General features: G+C 36.7%; 11 protein-coding genes. 7 read left to right on the plus strand and 4 right to left on the minus strand.

What is annotated here, in order from left to right:
• Nucleotides 1-6 precede the first annotated feature (6 nt).
• The 7 genes from HZA77_13515 (at nucleotide 7) to HZA77_13545 (ending at nucleotide 14,771) form a co-directional block, all read left to right on the plus strand.
• Complete coding sequence (locus tag HZA77_13515; protein ID MBI5376446.1) at nucleotides 7-2,031, plus strand: tetratricopeptide repeat protein; 2,025 nt, start codon at nucleotides 7-9, stop codon at nucleotides 2,029-2,031.
• Nucleotides 2,032-2,363: 332 nt separating this feature from the next.
• A complete protein-coding gene (locus HZA77_13520; protein MBI5376447.1) occupies nucleotides 2,364-2,525 on the plus strand; it encodes a hypothetical protein in 162 nt (53 codons plus the stop codon).
• Between the two features lie 74 nt (nucleotides 2,526-2,599).
• Nucleotides 2,600-5,788 carry a hypothetical protein gene (locus HZA77_13525; protein ID MBI5376448.1) on the plus strand — a complete coding sequence of 1,063 codons (3,189 nt, stop codon included), beginning with the start codon at nucleotides 2,600-2,602 and terminating at the stop codon, nucleotides 5,786-5,788.
• Nucleotides 5,789-6,043: 255 nt separating this feature from the next.
• Nucleotides 6,044-7,852: a VCBS repeat-containing protein gene (locus tag HZA77_13530; GenBank protein ID MBI5376449.1), complete on the plus strand. Its 1,809-nt coding sequence runs from the start codon at nucleotides 6,044-6,046 to the stop codon at nucleotides 7,850-7,852.
• Nucleotides 7,853-7,909: 57 nt separating this feature from the next.
• On the plus strand, nucleotides 7,910-11,101 hold the full coding sequence (locus tag HZA77_13535) for a hypothetical protein (protein ID MBI5376450.1): 3,192 nt from the start codon (nucleotides 7,910-7,912) through the stop codon (nucleotides 11,099-11,101).
• 93 nt (nucleotides 11,102-11,194) lie between these two features.
• Nucleotides 11,195-13,156 carry a tetratricopeptide repeat protein gene (locus tag HZA77_13540; protein MBI5376451.1) on the plus strand — a complete coding sequence of 654 codons (1,962 nt, stop codon included), beginning with the start codon at nucleotides 11,195-11,197 and terminating at the stop codon, nucleotides 13,154-13,156.
• 331 nt (nucleotides 13,157-13,487) lie between these two features.
• Entirely contained in the window at nucleotides 13,488-14,771 is a 1,284-nt protein-coding gene (locus tag HZA77_13545) for a DUF2029 domain-containing protein (protein ID MBI5376452.1), read from the plus strand.
• Between the two features lie 220 nt (nucleotides 14,772-14,991).
• Here the strand turns inward: HZA77_13545 and HZA77_13550 are convergent, their stop codons facing one another.
• From HZA77_13550 to HZA77_13565, 4 genes are all read right to left on the minus strand, one after another.
• Nucleotides 14,992-15,768 carry a glycosyltransferase family 2 protein gene (locus tag HZA77_13550; protein ID MBI5376453.1) on the minus strand — a complete coding sequence of 259 codons (777 nt, stop codon included), beginning with the start codon at nucleotides 15,766-15,768 and terminating at the stop codon, nucleotides 14,992-14,994.
• Nucleotides 15,750-17,723, minus strand: coding sequence for a hypothetical protein (locus HZA77_13555; GenBank protein ID MBI5376454.1), 1,974 nt, complete (start codon nucleotides 17,721-17,723; stop codon nucleotides 15,750-15,752). Before HZA77_13555 ends, HZA77_13550 begins: the two co-directional genes overlap by 19 nt.
• Before the next feature lie 32 nt (nucleotides 17,724-17,755).
• Nucleotides 17,756-19,600, minus strand: a complete 1,845-nt coding sequence (locus HZA77_13560; protein MBI5376455.1) for a sulfatase-like hydrolase/transferase — start codon at nucleotides 19,598-19,600, stop codon at nucleotides 17,756-17,758.
• A gap of 91 nt (nucleotides 19,601-19,691) precedes the next feature.
• Complete coding sequence (locus HZA77_13565) at nucleotides 19,692-21,314, minus strand: hypothetical protein (protein MBI5376456.1); 1,623 nt, start codon at nucleotides 21,312-21,314, stop codon at nucleotides 19,692-19,694.
• Between the last annotated feature and the right edge of the window lie 44 nt (nucleotides 21,315-21,358).

Consider the following 21,358-nt stretch of genomic DNA (forward strand, 5'->3'; position numbering starts at 1 on the left):
GCTGGGATGGATAACTTGACACTTTTTGAGAAACTTGACCTTAATAACCGCAAGGTATCGCTTGCTTTAATCCTGTTTGTCTCTGCATTCTTGCTCTACTCTTCAACTATTACACATGAGCTCGTTAATTATGATGATGACTGGCTCATCAAGGATAACAGCGTTATTAGAAGTCTGAGTTTAAAAAATATATTGAAAATGTTCTCAGGTCCTACTGGAACAGATTATCTTCCGCTCAAAGAACTGTCATATGCGCTGGACTACAGGTTGTTTGAGAACAATCCATATGGGTATCATTTAACAAATGTTATCCTTTATAGTGCAACTTCCGTTCTTGCTTTTCTTTTTCTCTATCAGCTTTCAGGAAAAACATCGTTTTCCTTTGTGGTCTCGCTTCTCTATGTTTTCCATCCAATACATTCTGAAGTTGTAAACTGGGCGTCAGCCAGAAAAGATTGTCTTGGAGGACTATTTTTCTTTGCCTCTGCGTTGTTTTATGCAAAATATTTAACAAAGAAAAATGGAGCTAAGCCTTTTCATTATCTTCTATCTCTTTTGTTTTTTTTATTTTCACTTCTTTCAAAGCCTTCAGGCGTGATGCTTCCCTTCCTTCTCTTTCTCATGGCCTATTGTTTTTATAATGAAGAAGAAAATCAATTTATCCCTTCCAGGTTATTAATAAATCTGTTCCCCTTTTTTATGATAGCTGCGTTTATCACTTTAATTACACTCAATACCGCAATTGAAAAAGATGTGGTCAAAGAATTCTGGATGGACAGCGCTTACATTACTTTTCTGGCGATGGTCACAGTTGTTGCTGATTATATACGTCAGCTTTTCTTCCCTTTTAATCTTCAGGTGCGTTACAATATTGAACTTCCTGCGGCGATTACAGATGTACATGTTCTATTCTCAATATGTTTTTTGATTCTTTTATTTGTTACGCTTATTCGATTCAGAAAAAATAAGTGGTATTTTTTCGGTCTTGCCTGGTTTTTTATTTCTCTTGTACCTGTATCAAATATAATTCCCATAGCAATATTAAAGGCTGACAGGTACATTTATCTTCCATCCTTTGGAATTATGATCATATTTGGTGCGATTATATTTAAAATTTATAAAACTGATATGAAGAGGCCAAATCCAGAGGCTGTGAAGCTTGGAGTTACTATTTTTATAATTGTTCTTCTGCTTTCTTTCGCCGGTGTTGTTCTCAAGCGGAATAGTGTATGGGAAAATAGTAAAAAGCTCTGGTTAGATACACTAAAAAAATCTCCGAGCGATTATCTTGTTATGAATAATCTTGGAGCAATATACAACGAGGAAGGCGACTATGATTCTGCTGAAAAAATCTTCAAGAAGGCAATAAGTATAGGACCGGAATATGCAGATCCTTATTTTAACCTTTCAATAGTATATGAAGAAAGAAACGATAATGAAGGTGCCTTTGAATACCTTAATAAAGCTATTGAACTTTCAGATAATTCAACAGCAATCTTTAAAGCCAGGATAAATCTCGGTAATCTCTATAAAAAACTCAGCATAAGCGAAAAAGCGGAAGAACAATACATGGAAGCGATAAGGGTTAAACCTCATTCACCTGAAGGGTACTATAATCTTGCAATGCTTTATAAGTCTATGAATTTAAAAGATAAGGCTTATGCTCTTTATAAAAAAGCTATTGACGAAGATGAAAATTTTTATCAAGCATATAATAATCTTGCTAACATGTATATGGCTGATAAGGAATTTGGCAAAGCTCAATTCTATTTTAAGGAAGCTATACGTTTAAATCCTAAATATGTGGAAGTCTTAAATAACCTTGCAACTTTATATATTGAGACAGGAAATTCTGAAGATGCTGTTGAGTGTCTTAAAAAAGCGCTCAGCTATGACAACAAGAAATATGACGCGATAATTTATTACAACTTATATAAAGCTTATCTTTTGGAGGGCAATCAAACAGAAGCAGCTAAATATTTGAGGCTAAGTGAAGAAATAAATGAGAAATCCACAGCATTTCATAGATAAAAATAACTAATTGGGAATACAACGATGTTGTTAAATAGTTTAAAATCAGCTATGGGTGATGTAAATGAAAAATATTATTTGTCGGGTTTTTGAACATTTTTTCCTTATAAAAAACAATAGGTTGATTTTATTCAAAAAAAAATGTCGGAATACTGAACATTATTTTTGTTTGAACATAATTGAAATGGAAGAAGCTGGAATTATCTATTTCAATAAATTGACCTATTTATCAATAGGTTAAATGATGGCAAAGTGGCTGAATATTTTAGTGGCATAAAAATTGCTTTTCCTTCACCAAAAGGACTTTTTATTAATAAAATGGAGGTACTTCAATGAATAATAATGGAAAGGGGAAACACGAAAAACGTGACAACAAGGATGTTTCTCCAAAGAAGAAACCTTTCAACGAGCCAAGGATCAAAATCTACAGCAAGCTCGAAGACATCACTCTGTTCACTTCAGTTTCTAATGTAACAGGCACCACGTTCTTTTAAATGGTTAGTATTGCTGGAAGATTCAGATAATTTTAGAATAAAATCCAAGATTTATATAATTAAGGAGAGGCAAAATGAATAAATGGAGATTGGGCTTTAAACTAGCTGCCATATTCTTCTGTCTGGTTTTTATGGTCGGACTATACGGATGTGGAGGAGGGGGCAGCAGCGGTGGAGATTCAGGAAAGCCGTCAGCATCAAAGAGTTCAAAAGCAAGTCCTGCAGAAAAAAAACCTTATGCATCATTTAAAGGAAGTGTAGACATCGAAAAGGGTACGATTACTTTCACTTATAATGATGGGAAGTCAAAGTCAAATCGTCGTGCTGCCAGAAAACAGTATTATGATTACTATCCTGATGTTAATAATCAGGCAAAACTCACAAGCACTGGACTGTCATGGGATGGTACAAATAAAATATTGACAGGCAATATTACTATTACAAACAACACCAGTGACACTTTTTATGCAACCCATGTAGTTATAACATCTATTACAGGCGGTGCATCAGTTTTAAACGAAAATGGTTATGACCCTGATGGTTATGCTTTTTTTAACCATGCCCCTAATGGCGAGAAAATAACACCAGCTGCTACCGGTTCAGCGGTAACATGGAAATTTTCTGATCCTGCATCAGTTAGTTTCAATTTTACGGGAAATGTTTATGCAGACAACTGGCATCAGATAGCAGGTCCGGGTGTAAGTTTTGGCTGGGACAATGCAACAGCAGAAGATGCAACGGATACAGTGGACAACTTTTTCTTTAACAGTGTTGAGGGTTATAACGGCAAGGTTTACGGTGTAATAGGTAAGATGGACCGTCCAAACCGAGATGATTCAAGCAATACCCGCACCGGTGGAGAGGTTTGGGAATATGACCCTACATTAACCAGTTTTACGCAGGTAAACAGCGACGGGTGGGCCAATCTTGGAACAGATGCTTATGGTGTTTTGAACACTATGTTTAACAACTGGGGCGGTGCCACAACTACTTATAACGGTAATCTCTATGTGACCGGCGGCAAGCATAACTTCCTCGGTGGACTTGAGGACAGGATGAATGACGGAGGTGACCTTTTCAGATATAACGGAAGTTCATGGACAAAGGTATATACAAATACTGATGCCAATGCGTTATATAATGTTTTCAGTTTTGACGGTAGTATATTTGCAGGTACCATAGGAGCAGGTTACGGCAGGACATGGCTTTCAAGCAACCAGGATGGAGACCTTGCATGGTCATCATCTGGTGATGCAGGCACATGGACACTTGTCATGACTGATGCTTTTAATGATGATGTTCCAACCCTTCCAGCTACTAATCCTGGCAAAAGAGTGGGTGGTGCGATTTTAGGCGGTGGAACAGTAACCTTGCCTAGTGGAGTACATGGTTATACAGGTAAAGGCGGTGGTACAGCTAAGCCCGGTGTTGTACTCTATATAGCGGATACAAAGATTGGCGGAGGCGGTGGGCGTCTTGAAAGCGACTGGACCTGTGCCAATGATTTTACATCTGATGATGCATCATACATAATGGGGGCAGTAACGCAGCCGTGGAATGCAGGAAGCGCAGAGTATTCTGTTAACGTAAACGGGACGACCCTTACACCACATGCCCATGCCCATCATTTTGCGACAATAACTCAGGGATCGAATGAATTTGTCAATGTCACTGTAATTGACAATACTACGACTAAGCTTATTATAGGACTCCACGCAGGAGGATTCACACCTGCATCAGGCAATACCATAAGACTTACAACCGGCAACAATGAGCGCGGCTGGGGCGAGACAGGAAATGCCACAAGTTCGCAGCTCGCTACGTTCACTCCGTCAAGTGAAGGTTCAGCCGGAACACAGGAGCAGATATGGCTATTGTCATCAAACCTGCCGCAGGGTGTAGGACCATACATCAATGCAGGCGGCGAGTTGTTTACAGTGAAAAATGTGCAATCTAATAATAGAACAAATGACAGTGACTGGATAAGAAGGATGGATAGTTTCAGCATTACAAGTGAATTTGGATATGCGACACCATCAACATCAGGCGGTGCTAACAAGGGTGGGACTGTAGTATCACCTGTTCCTATCTATGCAGGTTTTGACGCAGGCATAGACCCAGGCAGCCCAAATGACGTATATGGTAGAAGCGAATTTACACTATTCCCGGGAAATCATCAGGGATGGCTATATGTGACAGTCCAGCCGTTCCAGAGAGTTAACGGGGGCTGCCGTATGTATAAGACAGCAGACGGTGTGAACTGGATAACAGTTACAACAGATGGTTTTGGCGACAACGAGCTGGTCATAAAGAATTATGCATCCGTAGGCGGGAAGCTTTATGGAGGCGGCGGCAGGCTTGCAAGCAATGATGCGCTTTGTATAAAGAGTCAGTTGGCTGGACAGTATATATCAAGCGGCAATATAACACCGAGCGATACCACTTTCATACAGCCCGCTGGTGCATTCCCTACTCCTTCAGCAGAGTATCCTACATCTGGCGCCCTGTTGCTTCAGGCAAGGACTCCTCTCGGTGAACCGGTTCTGCAGAGTTACATTTATTCTGAGAAGGTGACCTATACTTCTAACAGGATATCAACAGCGGCAACCCTTACGAATGCGCTTTCAGCAAACAATGGATACCTTGGAAGGACTTTGTGGGCTACAGACACGACATTGGTTCTAAGCAACATACCCGGAAACCTTGGGCTTGATACAAGCAAGGGAGGAGTTTGCATAGAAAGTGAAGTAATTACATATGACGGTGTTTCAGGGAGCACTCTTGGAACTCTTACGCGAAGCGGCACTGTTGTACATCCTGATTATTCAGGCGTCGGCAACCATAACAAGGGAGCGCCGGTATTCAGGACAACAAGGATAGGCACAACTGAAGCAGGACGTAACGACGGGATTGCCGGAGTTCCATACAGTATCGTACTGGGTGGTACTGTTGCAAATATTCCTTCTAAGAAAAACGATAACCTGTCTAACATATTGATTGACAATGAAGAGATTAAATTCACGCAGAGAACCACTACAGCGGGTGTGGTTACATGGGATGCAACAGGAGTGCAGATAAGGACCCCAGTACGCGGTTTTGACAGTACAAGAACGACTGCGCATTCTGCTAGTACCGCAGTTTATCTACCCGGTTTTGACGGGGTTACAAGAGGAGTTCTTGGTACTACTGCAACCAAGTGGGATTCCGGTGAAGACGGAGTTCTCATATCTCTTCCGCCAGTTGAATTGTGGGTAACAGATTGATGTAGAAATAAAGAATATAAAGATTGATAAAATATCCATTCCCCCGGCAAACAGAGCTTTGCCGGGGGATTTTAATTTCTATTGACAAAATATTATACTTGTGAAAACCCTATTCACAGTTACAAAAACCTTTTTTAATAACTTCTAATGCAAATGACATTATTGGCTTATTTAAAAACTGTCTTCAAACTAACCGTATTCCATAAAACTTACAGTAGAACTAATCGTGCATCTATAATATCTTAGGAGGATACTATGAGCTTAAGAACAAAAGAAGCGGGGAAGAAAAGATATTACAACATTGTTTTTTTTGTCACCCTATTTATGCTAGCTTTTACTGTTGCTTCCTATGCTGATTTTTCTAAAGCAACTATATTACTAGATTCAGCAGTGACATCTGATGTGGGAAATAAGGCAACTGCAGCTGATTTTGATAATGATGGTAATGATGAGATTTTTATTGCTAATAACGGTCAGGACAGACTTTTAAAATATAATGCAGACACACAAGAATTTGATAGTCTTCCTTTACCGATTGATTCAGATGACAGCAAGGGGATCGCTGTAGGATATATAGATGGAGACACTTATCTTGATATTATAGTTGCAAATTTCGAAGGACAAAGCAGGGTTCTTATCAATGATGGAGATGGCACATTTACTGATGAAACAAGCACATGGCTTCCTTCAGAGACTATGGCAGCAGTAAGTGCATCTTTAGGAGACATTGACAATGATGGTGACCTTGACCTTGTAATAGGGTTAGCACGTCCAAGTTTTGAAAATAGTGAAAGCGTAGATACTATAAAGGTTTATATTAATAATGGTTCAGCGTTTACTGATGCAACATCAACATGGATTCCTTCTCCGTCCGCCAATTGGGTAGAGAAAGTAATTCTTGAGGATTTAAACAATGACAGCAAAGCTGATCTTTTAGTCTTTGTAGGTCTTAATAATCCAAATTATCTTTATATGAGCAGTGGTACGACCTTTACTGATGAAACTGCAACACGCTTTCCTACTGTAATAACTTCTACTAACACAGTGACCTCAGCGGCAATAGGAGATCTTACCGGTGATGGAGCACCTGATATATATATTACTAAAGATGGCAATAACAAAAACATGATCTACATAAATGATGGAAGCGGGACTTTCACAGATGAAACAATTACGCGACTTCCCGATGTATCGGACTATGGACAGGATGTCTCAATTTCAGATGTAAATGGTGATGGGAATCTTGATATTGTTGTTGCAAATGGCGGAGAAGGTGGACTTAATCCAAATCCTCCTTATGAGTTTAATATATGTTATGCTGATGGACATAGTAATGCGGTATATCTGAATAATGGCAGTGGAATTTTTACTGCTGCGTCAACTTCATTTTTCGAAGATACTGATAATCAGTATTCAACCGGTGTTGTTGCAGGTGAGTTTGGCGCTGCTGACACATCTTATATCCTTTTTACAAACGCATGTTCTGGCGGACCTGCATTATGGTCAAGCGGTTCCGTAGCGTCACCTACTCCTGCAATATCAAGTTTTTCACCCGATACAATTGCTCCATATGCGGCACTCACTATTAGCGGGGAAAATTTTGGAGCTGACAAAGGCTCAGTTACATTTACAAGCACTAATGTTACTGGAACAATAAGCGCAGCATCTACGGAAATCACATCATGGAGCGACACTGTTATAACTCTTACGGTTCCGTTCGGAGCCAATACCGGCGATGTGACTGTTACAAGGCTGTCTGACAGCTCAGTAAGTGCCCCGGCAACTCTTACTATTTCTAATTTCAAGCCTAAAATAACAAAATCACCTAAAACAGGGAAACGCGGAAAGTCCATTACAATTATAGGAAGTAACTTTGGAAACTCCAAGAAACCTTCTGGAGCTAAGGCTGGCTCTGTCACAATCGGAGGCAAGGCTGCAACTATTAAAAGCTGGAGCAACAAGAAGATAGTGGCGGTTATAAATAAGAACGCCAAGAAGGGTAAGCAAAAGATTATACTTAAGACCCACTATGGAACTGTTAACAAAGCAATAACTGTCAAATAAATGGGAAAAATCAATCTGGTAAATTGCTCTTAAATTAATTTTAGGGAGATCTATAAGATGAAAAAGGTTAAAAAAACTTATTTAAGCAATTGGGCAATTATATCAGCAATTATACTCTTTCTCTCTATCGGAGGTTGCGGTGGAAGCGGAGGCGGAGGGGGAAGTGATGGAGGCAGTAGTGGTGGAGCAAAATCATCTTCCAAAAAAATAGTTTCCGGTAAAAGGCCTTTACAAAGGGTATTGGTGCGCGTTGATGTAAGAAACGGAACTTCAACTTTTAAATATCTTGAAAATAGTGATAGCGGAAAAAGACGTTCAGCAAGGAAAGATTTGAAATCTGATAATAGTGTTACAATCAATTCGATTGATTCATGGGATTCAGTCCAGAAAGTTTATACTTCAAAAGTTTCCCTTACTAACAATACATCCGGAAATCTTTATGGAACTATCGCGAGTATTGACAGTTTTACTGTTGGCGGGGTAGGGGTAATAAACGAATATGGTTATGATCATGCAGGTAAACCATTTTTCAATCATGCCCCGAACGGAGAATCTATTGCTGCCAGCGCTACGGGAAGTGAAATAGTCTGGAAATTTTCTGACCCTGAAGCAGATGATTTTTCTTATACAGCAAGCGTATATGCTGACAACTGGCATCAGATAGCAGGTCCGGGTACAAGCTTTGGTTGGGATAATCTGACAGCAGAAGATGCAACGGATACAGTGGACAATTATTTCTTTACAAGTGTTGAGAACTATAATGGTAAGGTTTATGGCGTCATAGGCAAGATGGACCGTCCAAACCGTAATGAAACAAGCAATCCCCGTACCGGCGCAGAAATTTGGGAATACGATCCTACGTCAGGTGATTTTACACAGGTTAACAGCGACGGGTGGCTGAATTTAGACTCAGATATTTACGATGTTGAGAATTGCATATTTAACAACTGGGGCGGTTCAACGACTGTTTATAATGGCAATCTTTATGTAACTGGAGGTAAACATTATTTCCTCGGTGGAGTTGAGGACAGGATGAATGGCGGCGCAGATCTTTTCAGGTATAACGGAAGTTCATGGACAAAAGTATATAATAATACAGATTGCAATGCCTTTTACAATGTTTTCAGTTTTGACGGCAGTATATTTGCAGGTTCCATTGGGGCAGGTTACGGCAGGACATGGCTTTCAAGCAACCAGGATGCAGACCTTTCGTGGTCATCATCTGGTGATGCTGGTTCCTGGACACTTGTTATGACAGATGCCTTTAAAGACCTTGTTTCTCAAGCAGCTTCCGACAGTCCCAGCAGGTATGTCGGTGGTGCTATTTTGGGTGGTGGGGAAGTGACTCTTCTTGATGGTTCTGTTCATGGTTATACGGGTAAAGGTGGCGGTTCATCCAAACCCGGTGTTGTACTCTATATAGCAGACACTAAAGTTGGTGGAGGCGGCGGTCGTCTTGAAAGCGACTGGACTCTTGCCAATGATTTTACATCTGATGACACGACATACACAATAGCTTCAGTAACACAGCCATGGCATGAGAACAGTGGAGAGTATTCTATTACCTTAAGTGGTGGTCCTGCACTTGCACCCCATCTGTATGCCCATCATTATGCACCTATAACGCAGGGAGCGACAGAATGGGTAAATGTAACTGTAATTGATAACACGGCAACTCAGGTTATTGTGGGTATCCACGCCGGTGGATTTGTGCCTGCAATAGGTGATACTATCAGGCTTACCAGTGGTAGCAATGAACGTGGCTGGGGTGAGACAGGTAATGCCACAAGTTCCCAGTTATTTGTATTCTCTCCGTCAAGCGAAGGTTCAACCGGTACTCAGGAGCAGTTGTGGCTGTTGTCATCAAACTTACCGCAAGGTCTTGGACCATACATAAATGCAGGTGGCGAGTTGTTCTCAGTGAAAAGTGTGCAGTCGAATAATAGAACAAATGACAGTGACTGGATAAGGAGAATGGATAGTTTTAGTATTACAAGTGAATATGGATACGCAACCCCATCGACAAAAGGCGGTGCCAACAAGGGTGGAAGTGTAACCTCTCCAGTTCCAGTTTATGCAGGATTTGATGCAGGTATTGATCCAGGAAATCCAACTGATGTTTACGGGAGGGGTGAATTTACCTTATTTCCAGGAAATCACGATGGATGGCTTTATGTGACGGTCCAGCCGTTCCAGAGAGTAAACTCCGGCTGCCGTATATATAAGTCAGCAGACGGAGTAAACTGGATTACAGTTACAACGGATGGTTTTGGAGACAATGAGTTGATTTTAAGAACATACACCTCTGTTGGAGGCAAGCTTTATGCTGGTGGAAGCAGACTTGCAAGCAATGATGCGATGTGTATAAAAAGTCAGTTGGATGGGCAGTGGATATCAAGCGGTAATATAACGCCGAGCGACACCACTTTCTTGCAGCCAGCAGGAGCATTTCCTACTCCTTCAATAGAGTATCCTTCATCAGGTACACTTTTACTTGAAGCAAGAACACCACTTGGCGAACCAGTTCTGCAGAGTTATATTTATTCCGAGAAAATGACCTATACTTCTAACAAGGTAGCAACAGGGGCAACCCTTACCACGGCTCTTTCCTCAAACAATGGATACCTTGGAAGGACTCTGTGGGCAACTGATACCACATTGGTTCTAAACGACATACCAGGCAACCTTGGCCTTGACACAAGCAAGGGAGGAGTTTGCATAGAAAGTGAAGTAATTACATATGACGGTGTTTCAGGAAGCACACTTGGAACACTTACACGGAGCGGTAGTGTGGTACAACCTGATTATTCAGGAGTTGGCAACCATAATAAGGGTGCACCTGTGTTCAGAACTACAAGAATTGGCGCGAATGAAGCATCACGAAATGATGGAATTTCAGGTGTTCCATACAGTATTGCACTCGGTGGCACTGTTACAGGAATCCCTTCAAAGAAAAATGATAATCTGACTAACATAGTAATTGACAACGAAGAGATTAAATTCACGCAGAGAACCACTACAGCGGGTGTGACAACATGGGATACAACAGGAGTACAGATAAGAACCCCTGTACGAGGTTTTGACAGCACAAGAACGACTGCTCATTCCGCTGGTACAGCAATTTATTCCCCCGGTTTCAGCGGGGTTACAAGAGGAGTTCTGGGTACTACTGCAACCAAGTGGGACTCAGCTGAAGACGGACTTCTTATATCAAGTCCGCCAGTTGAAATGTGGGTGACAGATTATTGATAATTTATAGCATTTGAAAATTGAGTGAATGGATACCCCCTTCCTGATTTTAAAATGGATGGGGGTATCATATTTTAGGCTTAGCAAGGGATTATGGAGAAGAAAAAATATTTGATTTTAGCTGCTGTAGCTTTCGTTGCCGTTGTTGCCTATTTCAACAGCCTTAATGTGCCGTTCATCTGGGATGACGAAAACCTGGTTCTTTTTAATTACTATTTGCATAATCCTTTCAGCTTTAAAGATTATTTTATCTCAAACGCAATTCCACAGAGGCCTGTTTCAGTGCTAATCTTTGTTTTTGACTACCAGCTCTATGGTGTTTATCCAGAGGGATACCATATTACACAGATCTTGCTCCACGCCTTTGTTTCGGTAATGGTATCATATTTAGCATTTTCCTTTTGCAAGGATAATCTTTTTGCCCTTCTCTCCGGTTTGCTGTTTGCAATACATCCTGTTCATACCGAGGCTGTTGATTTGCTGCTTGGAAGATCTGACATAGTTGTTACTCTTTTTTTGCTTTTAAGTTTCCTGTGTTACAGAAGTTTTTTACAATTGGATTATAGTGATAAAGGAAAACAATATTATGCTTTGTCTGTGATTTTATTTATCCTTGCACTTTTTTCCAAAGAAACAGCTGTGATTTTTCCAATTGTACTCCTTTCTTTTTGTTATCTGCAAAATAATGAGGACTGGAGGTGTCTTTTTAAAAGATCACGTATTGTGCCGTTTCTTATTTGTACAGCATGCTATCTGCTGTTCTGGTTTACCATAGCTTTTAGCAATAGCGTATTATTTGATGTGAGACGAACTCCATTTCAAATAAAACCTTATGGTGGTAGTTTTTTAAAAAACTATCTTCTTCAGGTAGAAACTTTTGGGAGGTATCTTGAGCTTCTCCTATTCCCTGTTAATCTGAGAGTATGGTATGAGCCGTACTTGGCAATTAACCCTTTTTCATATATTGTTTCACTGATTTTGATAGGAGGATTTGTAACTCTCATAATATTTACAAAAGATAGGATGCTTAAGTTCTTTTCTCTATGGATATTGTTAGGTATTTTGCCGGTGCTTAATATCATCCCTATTCCAGGCTCAATGATTGCGGAAAGATGGATATATTTTGCATCAGTCGGTTGTGCTTTGTTTTTTGCAAGGCTTCTTTCTCCAGCGTTTAGTAAATTTCAAAAAAATATTACGCGATTGTCAGAGAAGGAGAAGACAGAACCACAAGTGTGGGACTTTAATAGTCTGCTTAAGAGATACGGCATAATGTTTGCTGTTCTTATTGTCTGCCTTTTATTTATAATTTTAACGATTACAAGAAATAATGTATACAAAAGCGAAATCAGTTTTTATGACGATTTGATACACAAAGAGCCCAAAGCTGCTATTTTAAGTGTCAACTATGCAATGGCTCTGATAAAGAAAGGAAATGCACAGAAAGGTGCAGTTCTTCTTGAAAACTATATTTCAAAAGGCAACAGGAAATTTCTTGATCAGGCATACAGCCATCTAGGTATAGCATATGAGAGATTAGGGAAAAGAGATTTGGCCTTAAAATGTTATGAGGAGGCAGTCCGTATTAATCGCAAATCTGTTTTTTCGCTTATTAACCTTGGCACCGCATATCTGAATAAGAATGATTTGTCCAAATCAAGGAAATATCTTGATGCGGCCATTTTGCTGGAACCGCTGAATTCAGATGTCAACTACAATTACGGTATGCTTCTTGATGCATCGTCAGACTACATAGGAGCAATAGAGAGGTACAAGCTTTCTATAAAATATCGCCCTGATTATGCTGATGTTCATAACAATCTGGGGCTTGATTATTACAGGACAGGAATGCGCGAAGAAGCAAAAAAGGAATTTAAGATAGCTATTACAATATCACCCGATTACTATCAGGCATACGGCAATATCGGAATTCTGCTTTTTGAGGACCACGATTTCAAAGGTGCGGCTGAAAGTTTTAATAAAGTGCTTAGTATCAATCCTTCAGATCAACTTGCAAAGGATTATTTGCGGCGACTGGAAAGTGGGGAAAAATGAATAATTGCACCTGAAATACTATGTGGATTATTGTCAGATAAAGTTTTGAAGGTTGCAATGTGTGTGTTATAATTATAAAAAATGAGGGATAACCTTCAAAATCTGGTGATGATTTGTGCCAGAAATATAGTTCAACTGAAGGCCAGGAGGATTTGTTTCAGTCCCATTTGGAAGAGATTTTGAATCATGGCCTGGCGAGAGAACCAATTACCAGATACTTCCAGCAGACAACAGGTGATTTATAAATTAGTATTGAACCAAAGTAGTAAGCAATATTGTTGGACATGGATTGATATCTGAAAGTTTCTCAGCGCTTTCTGATTGGTAATTAATGGATAAGGACAAATTAAATATTTGGGTTTTATTATTAATCATTGCTGTTTCAATTAAGTTTTTGATTAACGATTTTTTTGCCTTTATCACTTCTGAAACAAAATATATTGATTTTCCATCTTATTATGGCGCTGCTATATTATTAAAAAAGGGACTAAATATATATTTAGTGGATAACTACGTTTCACTTTTTTCTAATTCAAATATACTTCCTCCTGAAGCAAATATTTATCCTTTTGTATATCCCCCTTTTTTCACCCTTTTACTTATTCCACTTTCGATTTTTAATTACAATCACGCGGCAATCATTTGGAATTTTTTAAATTTATTATTTCTGCTAACAGGTCTAGTTTTTCTTTATAAATCTATAGAAATTGAAAGAAAATATAGAACCATCTTTTTAGTTTGCCTTACTTTACTTGTGTCAATATTTCAACCTATTGTAGCTTGTTTATGGAAAGGGCAAGTAGATATATTAGTTTTTATGCTATTTTCAGTTTTTCTTTATTATTTAAAAAAAAACAGATTTTATATAAGTTCCTTCGCATTTGCCTGTATGGCTCTTATTAAAGTTTATCCTCTCGGATTTCTTATATATTTTCTAGTTAAACGAAAATGGAAAATATTAATAACATTTATTTCGATACTTATAGTATTATTATCAATTACAATTGCTTTGACGGGTTACAATAATAATTTATTATATTTAACTAAGATTTTACCTGAGTTCTCTTCTGGAAGTTATACGAATTTTAAATTCAATCCATTCCCTCTTTTAGAAAATCATTCAATAACATCTATTTTCTATAAAAATCTCTATTCAAATAATATAAAGTATGTTTTACCCAGTAAAGTTAAAAATATTATTACAATAATTAATCTATTGTTTTGGATATCAGTTATTATTATTCTTAATAAAAGAAAGGACATCGCATTTGCTGAAAATGAAATGTCATTAATTCTAATAACTATCTTAATTACATTACCTATATTATGGTCACACTTTATGGTTATACTTATATTCCCATATCTATTACTTATAAAATACTTTCTGAATACTGCTATTGATAAACCATTTATAATATTACTTACGTTACTATCTTTTTTATTGCTAAACGCTACAATTCCTGTAAATTACTATCGATTAAATTCTGAGTTTAAGGCTATAATATCCATAGCATTAAACTTTAGATTATATTCATTATTTATTTTGTATTTTATCTATTATTATATTATCAAAACAAACAGGAGACCCCAAGATTTTAAACTCGGGGATGAATGACTGTATATAGTGAAGTAAACATTAGTTGGTAATTTGGAAGAAAATTTATCGTAATTTGTAAAAATGATCAGATATCGTAAAAGCGATAGGAAGCCATCGGCGTTAGCCTGTGGATGTTGATTCCTTAATTTCTTGAAATTAAATCCCCATTTCATACCTCAACCTTCAAAACCTTATCTAATAGGGATCTAGTACTTCAGGGAAGACAAAATAACACATATCATGTGTTATTATAGCATCCTTTGAAGTGATTCCATCTGATTATAAAGAGATCGCGGAGCATCTGGGATGAATGCCGTATGGGGTTTACCCTGCTTCCATCAGAGTTTATCCAGCTTATGGGGACTTCCCTTGTTTTAAGTTTTAAAATATGTTCCGCTATAAAAAGTGCTTCCACATCAAAACTGAATCCATCAATCCTGCATCTCTGGAATATTTTCTTGGCAGCAGACGAAGTAAATACTTTAAAACCACACTGTGTATCTCTTATTCCTTTTAAAACAAAAAGCCTGACGAACAGGTTGAAAATCTTTCCCATAGTTCGTCTGTAGAAAGGTTGGTACTTTAAAATTGATGACTCACTTAGTCCGCGAGAACCTATAGCAATATCATAACCATTATCTATGAATGCTGTAAGCTTTTTCAACTCCTCTATTGGAGATGAAAGATCTGCATCTGAAATCAATATAATGACTCCACGGGCTTTTTCAACTCCAAGCCTAACAGCGAATCCTTTGCCTCGGTTACTCATATAAGTATGATACTGTACCTTATCAGTGCTGCTAGAAAATCCTCTTACAATGTTAGCAGTGGAATCTGTGCTTCCATCATCGACAACAATTATTTCAAAGGATTCACCACTTTCTGCAAAATAATTTGTTATCCTCTGAAGCGTAAGAAGTATTCTAGTCTCCTCGTTAAAAGCAGGAATAATTATTGAATATTTAATGATTGTTTCTTCCCCTCTTTTTATAAATCTTAAGTTGCGTGTTTGTATTCGTTAAAATTATCCTTTTGTTCAAGAACTTTTATGCCATCAGTTTCAAACACTGTATTAAAATTAAGGTCAATATATGATTTAATTTCAGAAAATTCTAATTCTTCTGGTATTCTATCAACCTGCCATATCTTCTCTGTGTTTATTATAAATCGTGGTTTGCTTTGTTTAAGGTCATCAAGTACCTGTCGTTTTAGCGAGGCTGTTGCCGCGTCATGAAGCACACCAAAACGTGCAGGCATAGGATAATCAAGTAGAAAGTAAAATGTAGCATCATTTGGAAATACAAATATGGAGTCACCATCTTTTAATTTTGGTTTAACATAATTTATAACATTTTTTATTCGTTTTGCCTCTCTCTCTGGAATACTCAGATTTTGAGCTCCATTTACTCCAAGCTTTTGCATATCATATGATTTTATTGTCATAGACCCTTGTGCCACTTTGCTGTAAATACTTTTTGCAAAAGTTGAAATACACCATCTTGCTGGGATCATCCCATAAGAAACTATACCACCTATGAGAAGTAAAGAAAATGCAATTTCTATAATTGCGATACCTCTCTTTTTATTTTCAGTAAAAAAAGAGAAAAAGATTTTTTCAATAAGATATATTGAAATTATAATTGCAGGTGGAAGGAGAAGATAATTCCTGTCTATACCAGAACGAGACAATGCCCCTCTGAGAATAATTATTCCATATACTACTGTTCCTCCTCCTAAGGCAACACCACCTCTTTTTGGTGATGTAAAATAGTTCAGAACTATGAGTGTTAGAAATAATAGGTAGATTATAAAAAGCCAGTAAAAAGATGACACTGTGAGAAGATTAAACAGCTCATTTCTTCCTGAATTAGATATAAAAGATGATATAGCTTCTTTGAATGAAGGAGACGGAAGGTTGCCTAAACCAAGTGTCACGTAATAAGGATATGAAACAGTCTGAACAAGGTAATCAGTCAAGGATCCATTATAGAGAAGTAATGTAAAAAAAGGCAAACATAGTATTATTATCCCTGACGCGAAGATACATGTTAACTCTATAAAGTCTTTGATTTGAGTTTTATTAACAAAAGCTATGTAAGCTATAATGCTCATTAAGGCAATAGATGATGATAAACCAATTTCTTGGCTGAATAAAAATGCAGCGCCAGCACTTATTCCTGAAAAGAAAACAAAGTATTTCTTTCGTTCTTCTTCATATAAGGAAATTATGAGAATCGGAAGAAGCCCTGAGATTACTCTCATAATTGAGCCGTTTGGTGCAGGGAAAACAGGAAAATAGAATGCTACAAAAAGAACAGTACCTGCTATTGCAGTCATACTTTTATTTAGCAACCTTCTGAGAAATGCATAAATTATAAGAAAGGCGAATAAATCAAGGAAATATGTGTAATACCTTGCGACAATAATATCTTTTTGAAAAAGTTTCATCATTAAGTATATTGGATATTCCATCAATGGCCCATAAATGACATATGTGTCACTATAAAGGTTTTTCCCGTGAAACATGTTATTTACGTATGAGAGATGCTGTCCCTCTTCCGAGAAAAAAGTATAATGATTAAACCAGTTTGAGTAAAAGAAGTTAGAATAATAGGTGGTAGATAATAGAATAAGAAATGCGATTAACAATTCAACTATTGTTAATTTTTTACGTTTGATTTCAAAAGTGTTAAAGAAGTTTACATCAGATATTTTTTTTTTAAGAAAAAATGATGCTATGATGGATAGCGATAGTGTAACAAAAATTGAGATTATATAACTGGACGTTTCCTTCGATTTTGAATACCCGGATAAGGTTGTTATGCTAATTATTCCTATATTTTTTGCATTATTAATATCATTTCCAGTAGAAGGGATTATTTTTATAAAAAGGACAGACAAAAAAGCTGAAACTAAAAATAATATAATACACGTTGAAAGTAAGTTCCATTTTTTTTGATTAAATGTCATCCAGATTGATGTTGCTCTCCACGTTTATTTAGCTATAAACTGGGGAAAATTAATGGTTCTTTATCTTCTATTGGTAAAATATTATTTTTGTGGCCTTCTGTAAATAATTTGGTTTGTGACTTTAAAAATTCAGTCATCTTTATTTCCTTTAATGAGAGATTGAAGCTTTCACTTTGATCTTTCCTGAGATCATACAATTCATCACTTCCCGGTGAATTAAGGATATATTTCCATCTATCAACTCGTAATGCGATCGAACTTATATAGTAACGATAATCGTATTTTGTTAACAGATCATTTTTGGTAACCTGACTTAAAGTAAATTCCTTAGCGCTGTTTGGATCTGTATTATAGATTAAAGATAATAGAGATTCACCGCTAAAAAGTTTGTCGCTTTTAACATCAAGTAGTTCTAGAACAGTTGGCATTACATCAATGCTTTCCACACATTGATTTATGATTGCTGGTTTTTTTATCGTATCAGGGTTCCAAATTATAAGAGGTGTACGAATAACTTCTTCATACACTGTTCTTTCATGTCCCAGGAATCCATGCTCTCCAAACGCCTCACCGTAAGGTGAAGTAATTACTACTATAGTGTTGTTTTTTATTCCTAGCAGTTCAAGCTTTTCAAATAATTCTTCTATCTGGCTGCTGACATAACTGATCTCACCATCATAAAGATTTACCAAACTCTGAATATCTTCTTTGCTTAGGTCCTTGGTTTCTTTTTTATCAGTATATCCTGTAATATTACTTTTGTTGCTGCTGACAAATTTACGAGTATAGGGTTCAGGTGCATCATATGGATAACTAGGGTCTACATAATTTATAAACAGAAAGAAATTGTATTCACCATAACTATGTAGCCAATTGAAAACAACAGCATTTATTTCTGCTGCTTTTTTTCCTCCAGGAATTTCAATACTTGGAGGCAGCCCAAAAGATTCACTATAAAGTTTGTTTACGAGAGGGATGAGTATTTTATTAATTATTCTGATAGCGTTTTCCGTCCTTATAAAGCCAATGGAAGTGAAACAATTAAGAAAGCTAAGTTTGTTGATATAGGGGGTTATGAAAGGGGGAAAATTATCATTGTAAAAATCAAAACCTTTATTTAACTTGGAATTAGTATTTAGACAATTGTTACTAATGAAGGCTGCTGTCAAATATCCTTTTTCAGAAAGAGTATCTGCTAATGTTTTTTCTTCATCAGGAAGAGAATTAGCCCTAATATCAGGGCATTCAGGTGATCTTATACCGTTTGGCGAGTTATTGACCTTATGTTCGAATGGATATTTTGAAGTGAATATTGATGCATAAGATGATAACGCATTTGAAGACTGAGAGACGCAGTTCTTAAACAAAATCCCGTTTTTTGCAACTGCATCAATGAAAGGAGCTGTTACTCTCGTATATCCATAACATTCCAGATTAGATGGTCTTAATGAGTCCACTGATATGATAATCAAATTTTTCTTTGTTTTCGTAACATTTTTTTGTGGAAAGAAGAATCGTTCACCAGGTATTGGTCCAGAAAAAACAAAAATTGATTCAGCTACAACTATTGCAACCAGAGAAAGAAGGAGAAGTTTTGAAAAAAAATAATAAACATAAAATCTTTTTAAAGAAATAATTGGTTTTATGTTGAAAAATGGGATAATTATGCTTGCAATAATTGAGACAATTGCACCACTTGCAAACCCAATAAGTATGTATAAAGCTGTAAGACTGGTTAAAAGCGGTTTGGAGTATTTTAATACTGATAAATTGCAATTCCAATCATAAAAAGCCATTATCATTGAAAAAATAATTATGGCCAATAAAATATTTAATGGTCTGGAAAATGTGAATCTGTCGTCTTTTTGACTAATCATGGGTTAAATAGTGTTTATTTTTTTATTAGTTTAATTTTCATTAAATTATAAATCAAAATGATTTCTTTTGAAAATAAATAAGGGGATATTTTTACCAAGAATCAATTTTATATATGTTCATCCTTAACCCTCTCTCGTCACCTGCTGTAGTTAACAGATGGACCTTAATATTTTCTATATCCATTTTGCTTCTACGCCAAACTTGGTTCCTTATCAAAACTTCCTGTCCAACAATATATTCAATGCCTTCTCTCTTCATATATGTTACCATTATCCCGTTTTTACATGCATCCAAAGCATCTTTATTTTGTACTCCGTCAAGATTTATGATTATATAGCCTTTACAGAAATAACCAATTATTCCTGATTCTAATACTCCTATTTTTGACCCTTGGGGGATATTTTTGTTAATCCATTCAGCTGTTTCGTAATAAAATAGAGGGAAGCTATGTGGTTTTGTGTATGTTTTTAACCCATAAAAATTATCTAAGTTTTTTTCATATATAAAAAAATTCAAAAAGAAAATGTAGGTTAGAACAATGACTATTTTAACTATCTTTTTACTGACACCAATCAACGGTAGCAGTTTATCAAAGATAAGACTGAAAAAAAGTCCGGTATAAATGGCTGCTATTGCAGAAAAAGGGAAATAATATCTAGGATAGTGCCACATTCCAAAGACATACAAAGAATAATTTAGAATAAGAATAAAGGCGAAATAAAGTAGAAAATTCAGTTTCCCAGCTTTAACCAAAAACTCCGCAATCTCCTGTTTAATAGATGTCTTTTTCTTTAAATAGATAAGAACCGTTAAGATGATGAGAATTAAAAGTGAAATGACTTCAAGTAGTTCATAAGAATATCCGGATAATGTAGATAATTTCATAACTAGTGTTCTTATGTAATTTATTGGATATATAAAAAATGCATACATTTTAAATATGGTCAATGAGCCAAGTATATGAATTAGATAGAATTGAACTGGAGGAGATTCTATAGGGAAAAAAACAGGTGGTGCAGTTGGAACGGAAAAATAAGGACGTATGCCGTTTAATAAGGATATTAGCCGTGCTGCCTGACTGCTTATTGGGACTATATCTCCCATTCTTATAAAATTAAATAACAACCAAGGAGTTATCATTAGTCCTGCAATAAAATATGGCAGTAAGTCGATTATTCTTTTCCTTTTTTTTAAAAAAATAAAATCTAGAAAAATTGCAATAGCAAGGAACATTCCATCGACTCTCGCAAGTCCCAAAATCCCAAGCAAAATTCCAAGAACAAGCAATTTCTTTGAACTTGTCTGCGGATTGTCTCTTATATTTTGTAAATAATAAAATGCACACAAAACAAAAAAGAAACAGGATATAGAAGTTTCAAGACCATTCATTCCCATATTAATTACGGTCATTGAAAAACACCAAAGGAAAAGTGAGAAGATAGCAGGTCTGAATCCGACCACGCAATTCACTATTCTGTATATGAAATAACCGGCAAAAAGATTGAAGATACTGGTTATTGAAATTGCAATCGTAATTGGAGTGAACGGGTTATTACCAAAAAAATAAAATATTGGAGTTAAAATCATTAAGTATAAAGGTTGTACACCATTTGTTGGATGTATTCCGTCGACACTTAGACCGATTCCATCAGCAACATTATTAGCGATTTTTAATGTATAAAATGAGTCATCTATCATTATCCACCAGTTCATTAAAAACTCCGGACCCTTGCTTATGAGCCAGAATCTGAGAAAGA

This window comes from Candidatus Schekmanbacteria bacterium, from assembly GCA_016219965.1.
GTDB lineage: Bacteria > Schekmanbacteria > GWA2-38-11 > GWA2-38-11 > J061 > JACRJM01.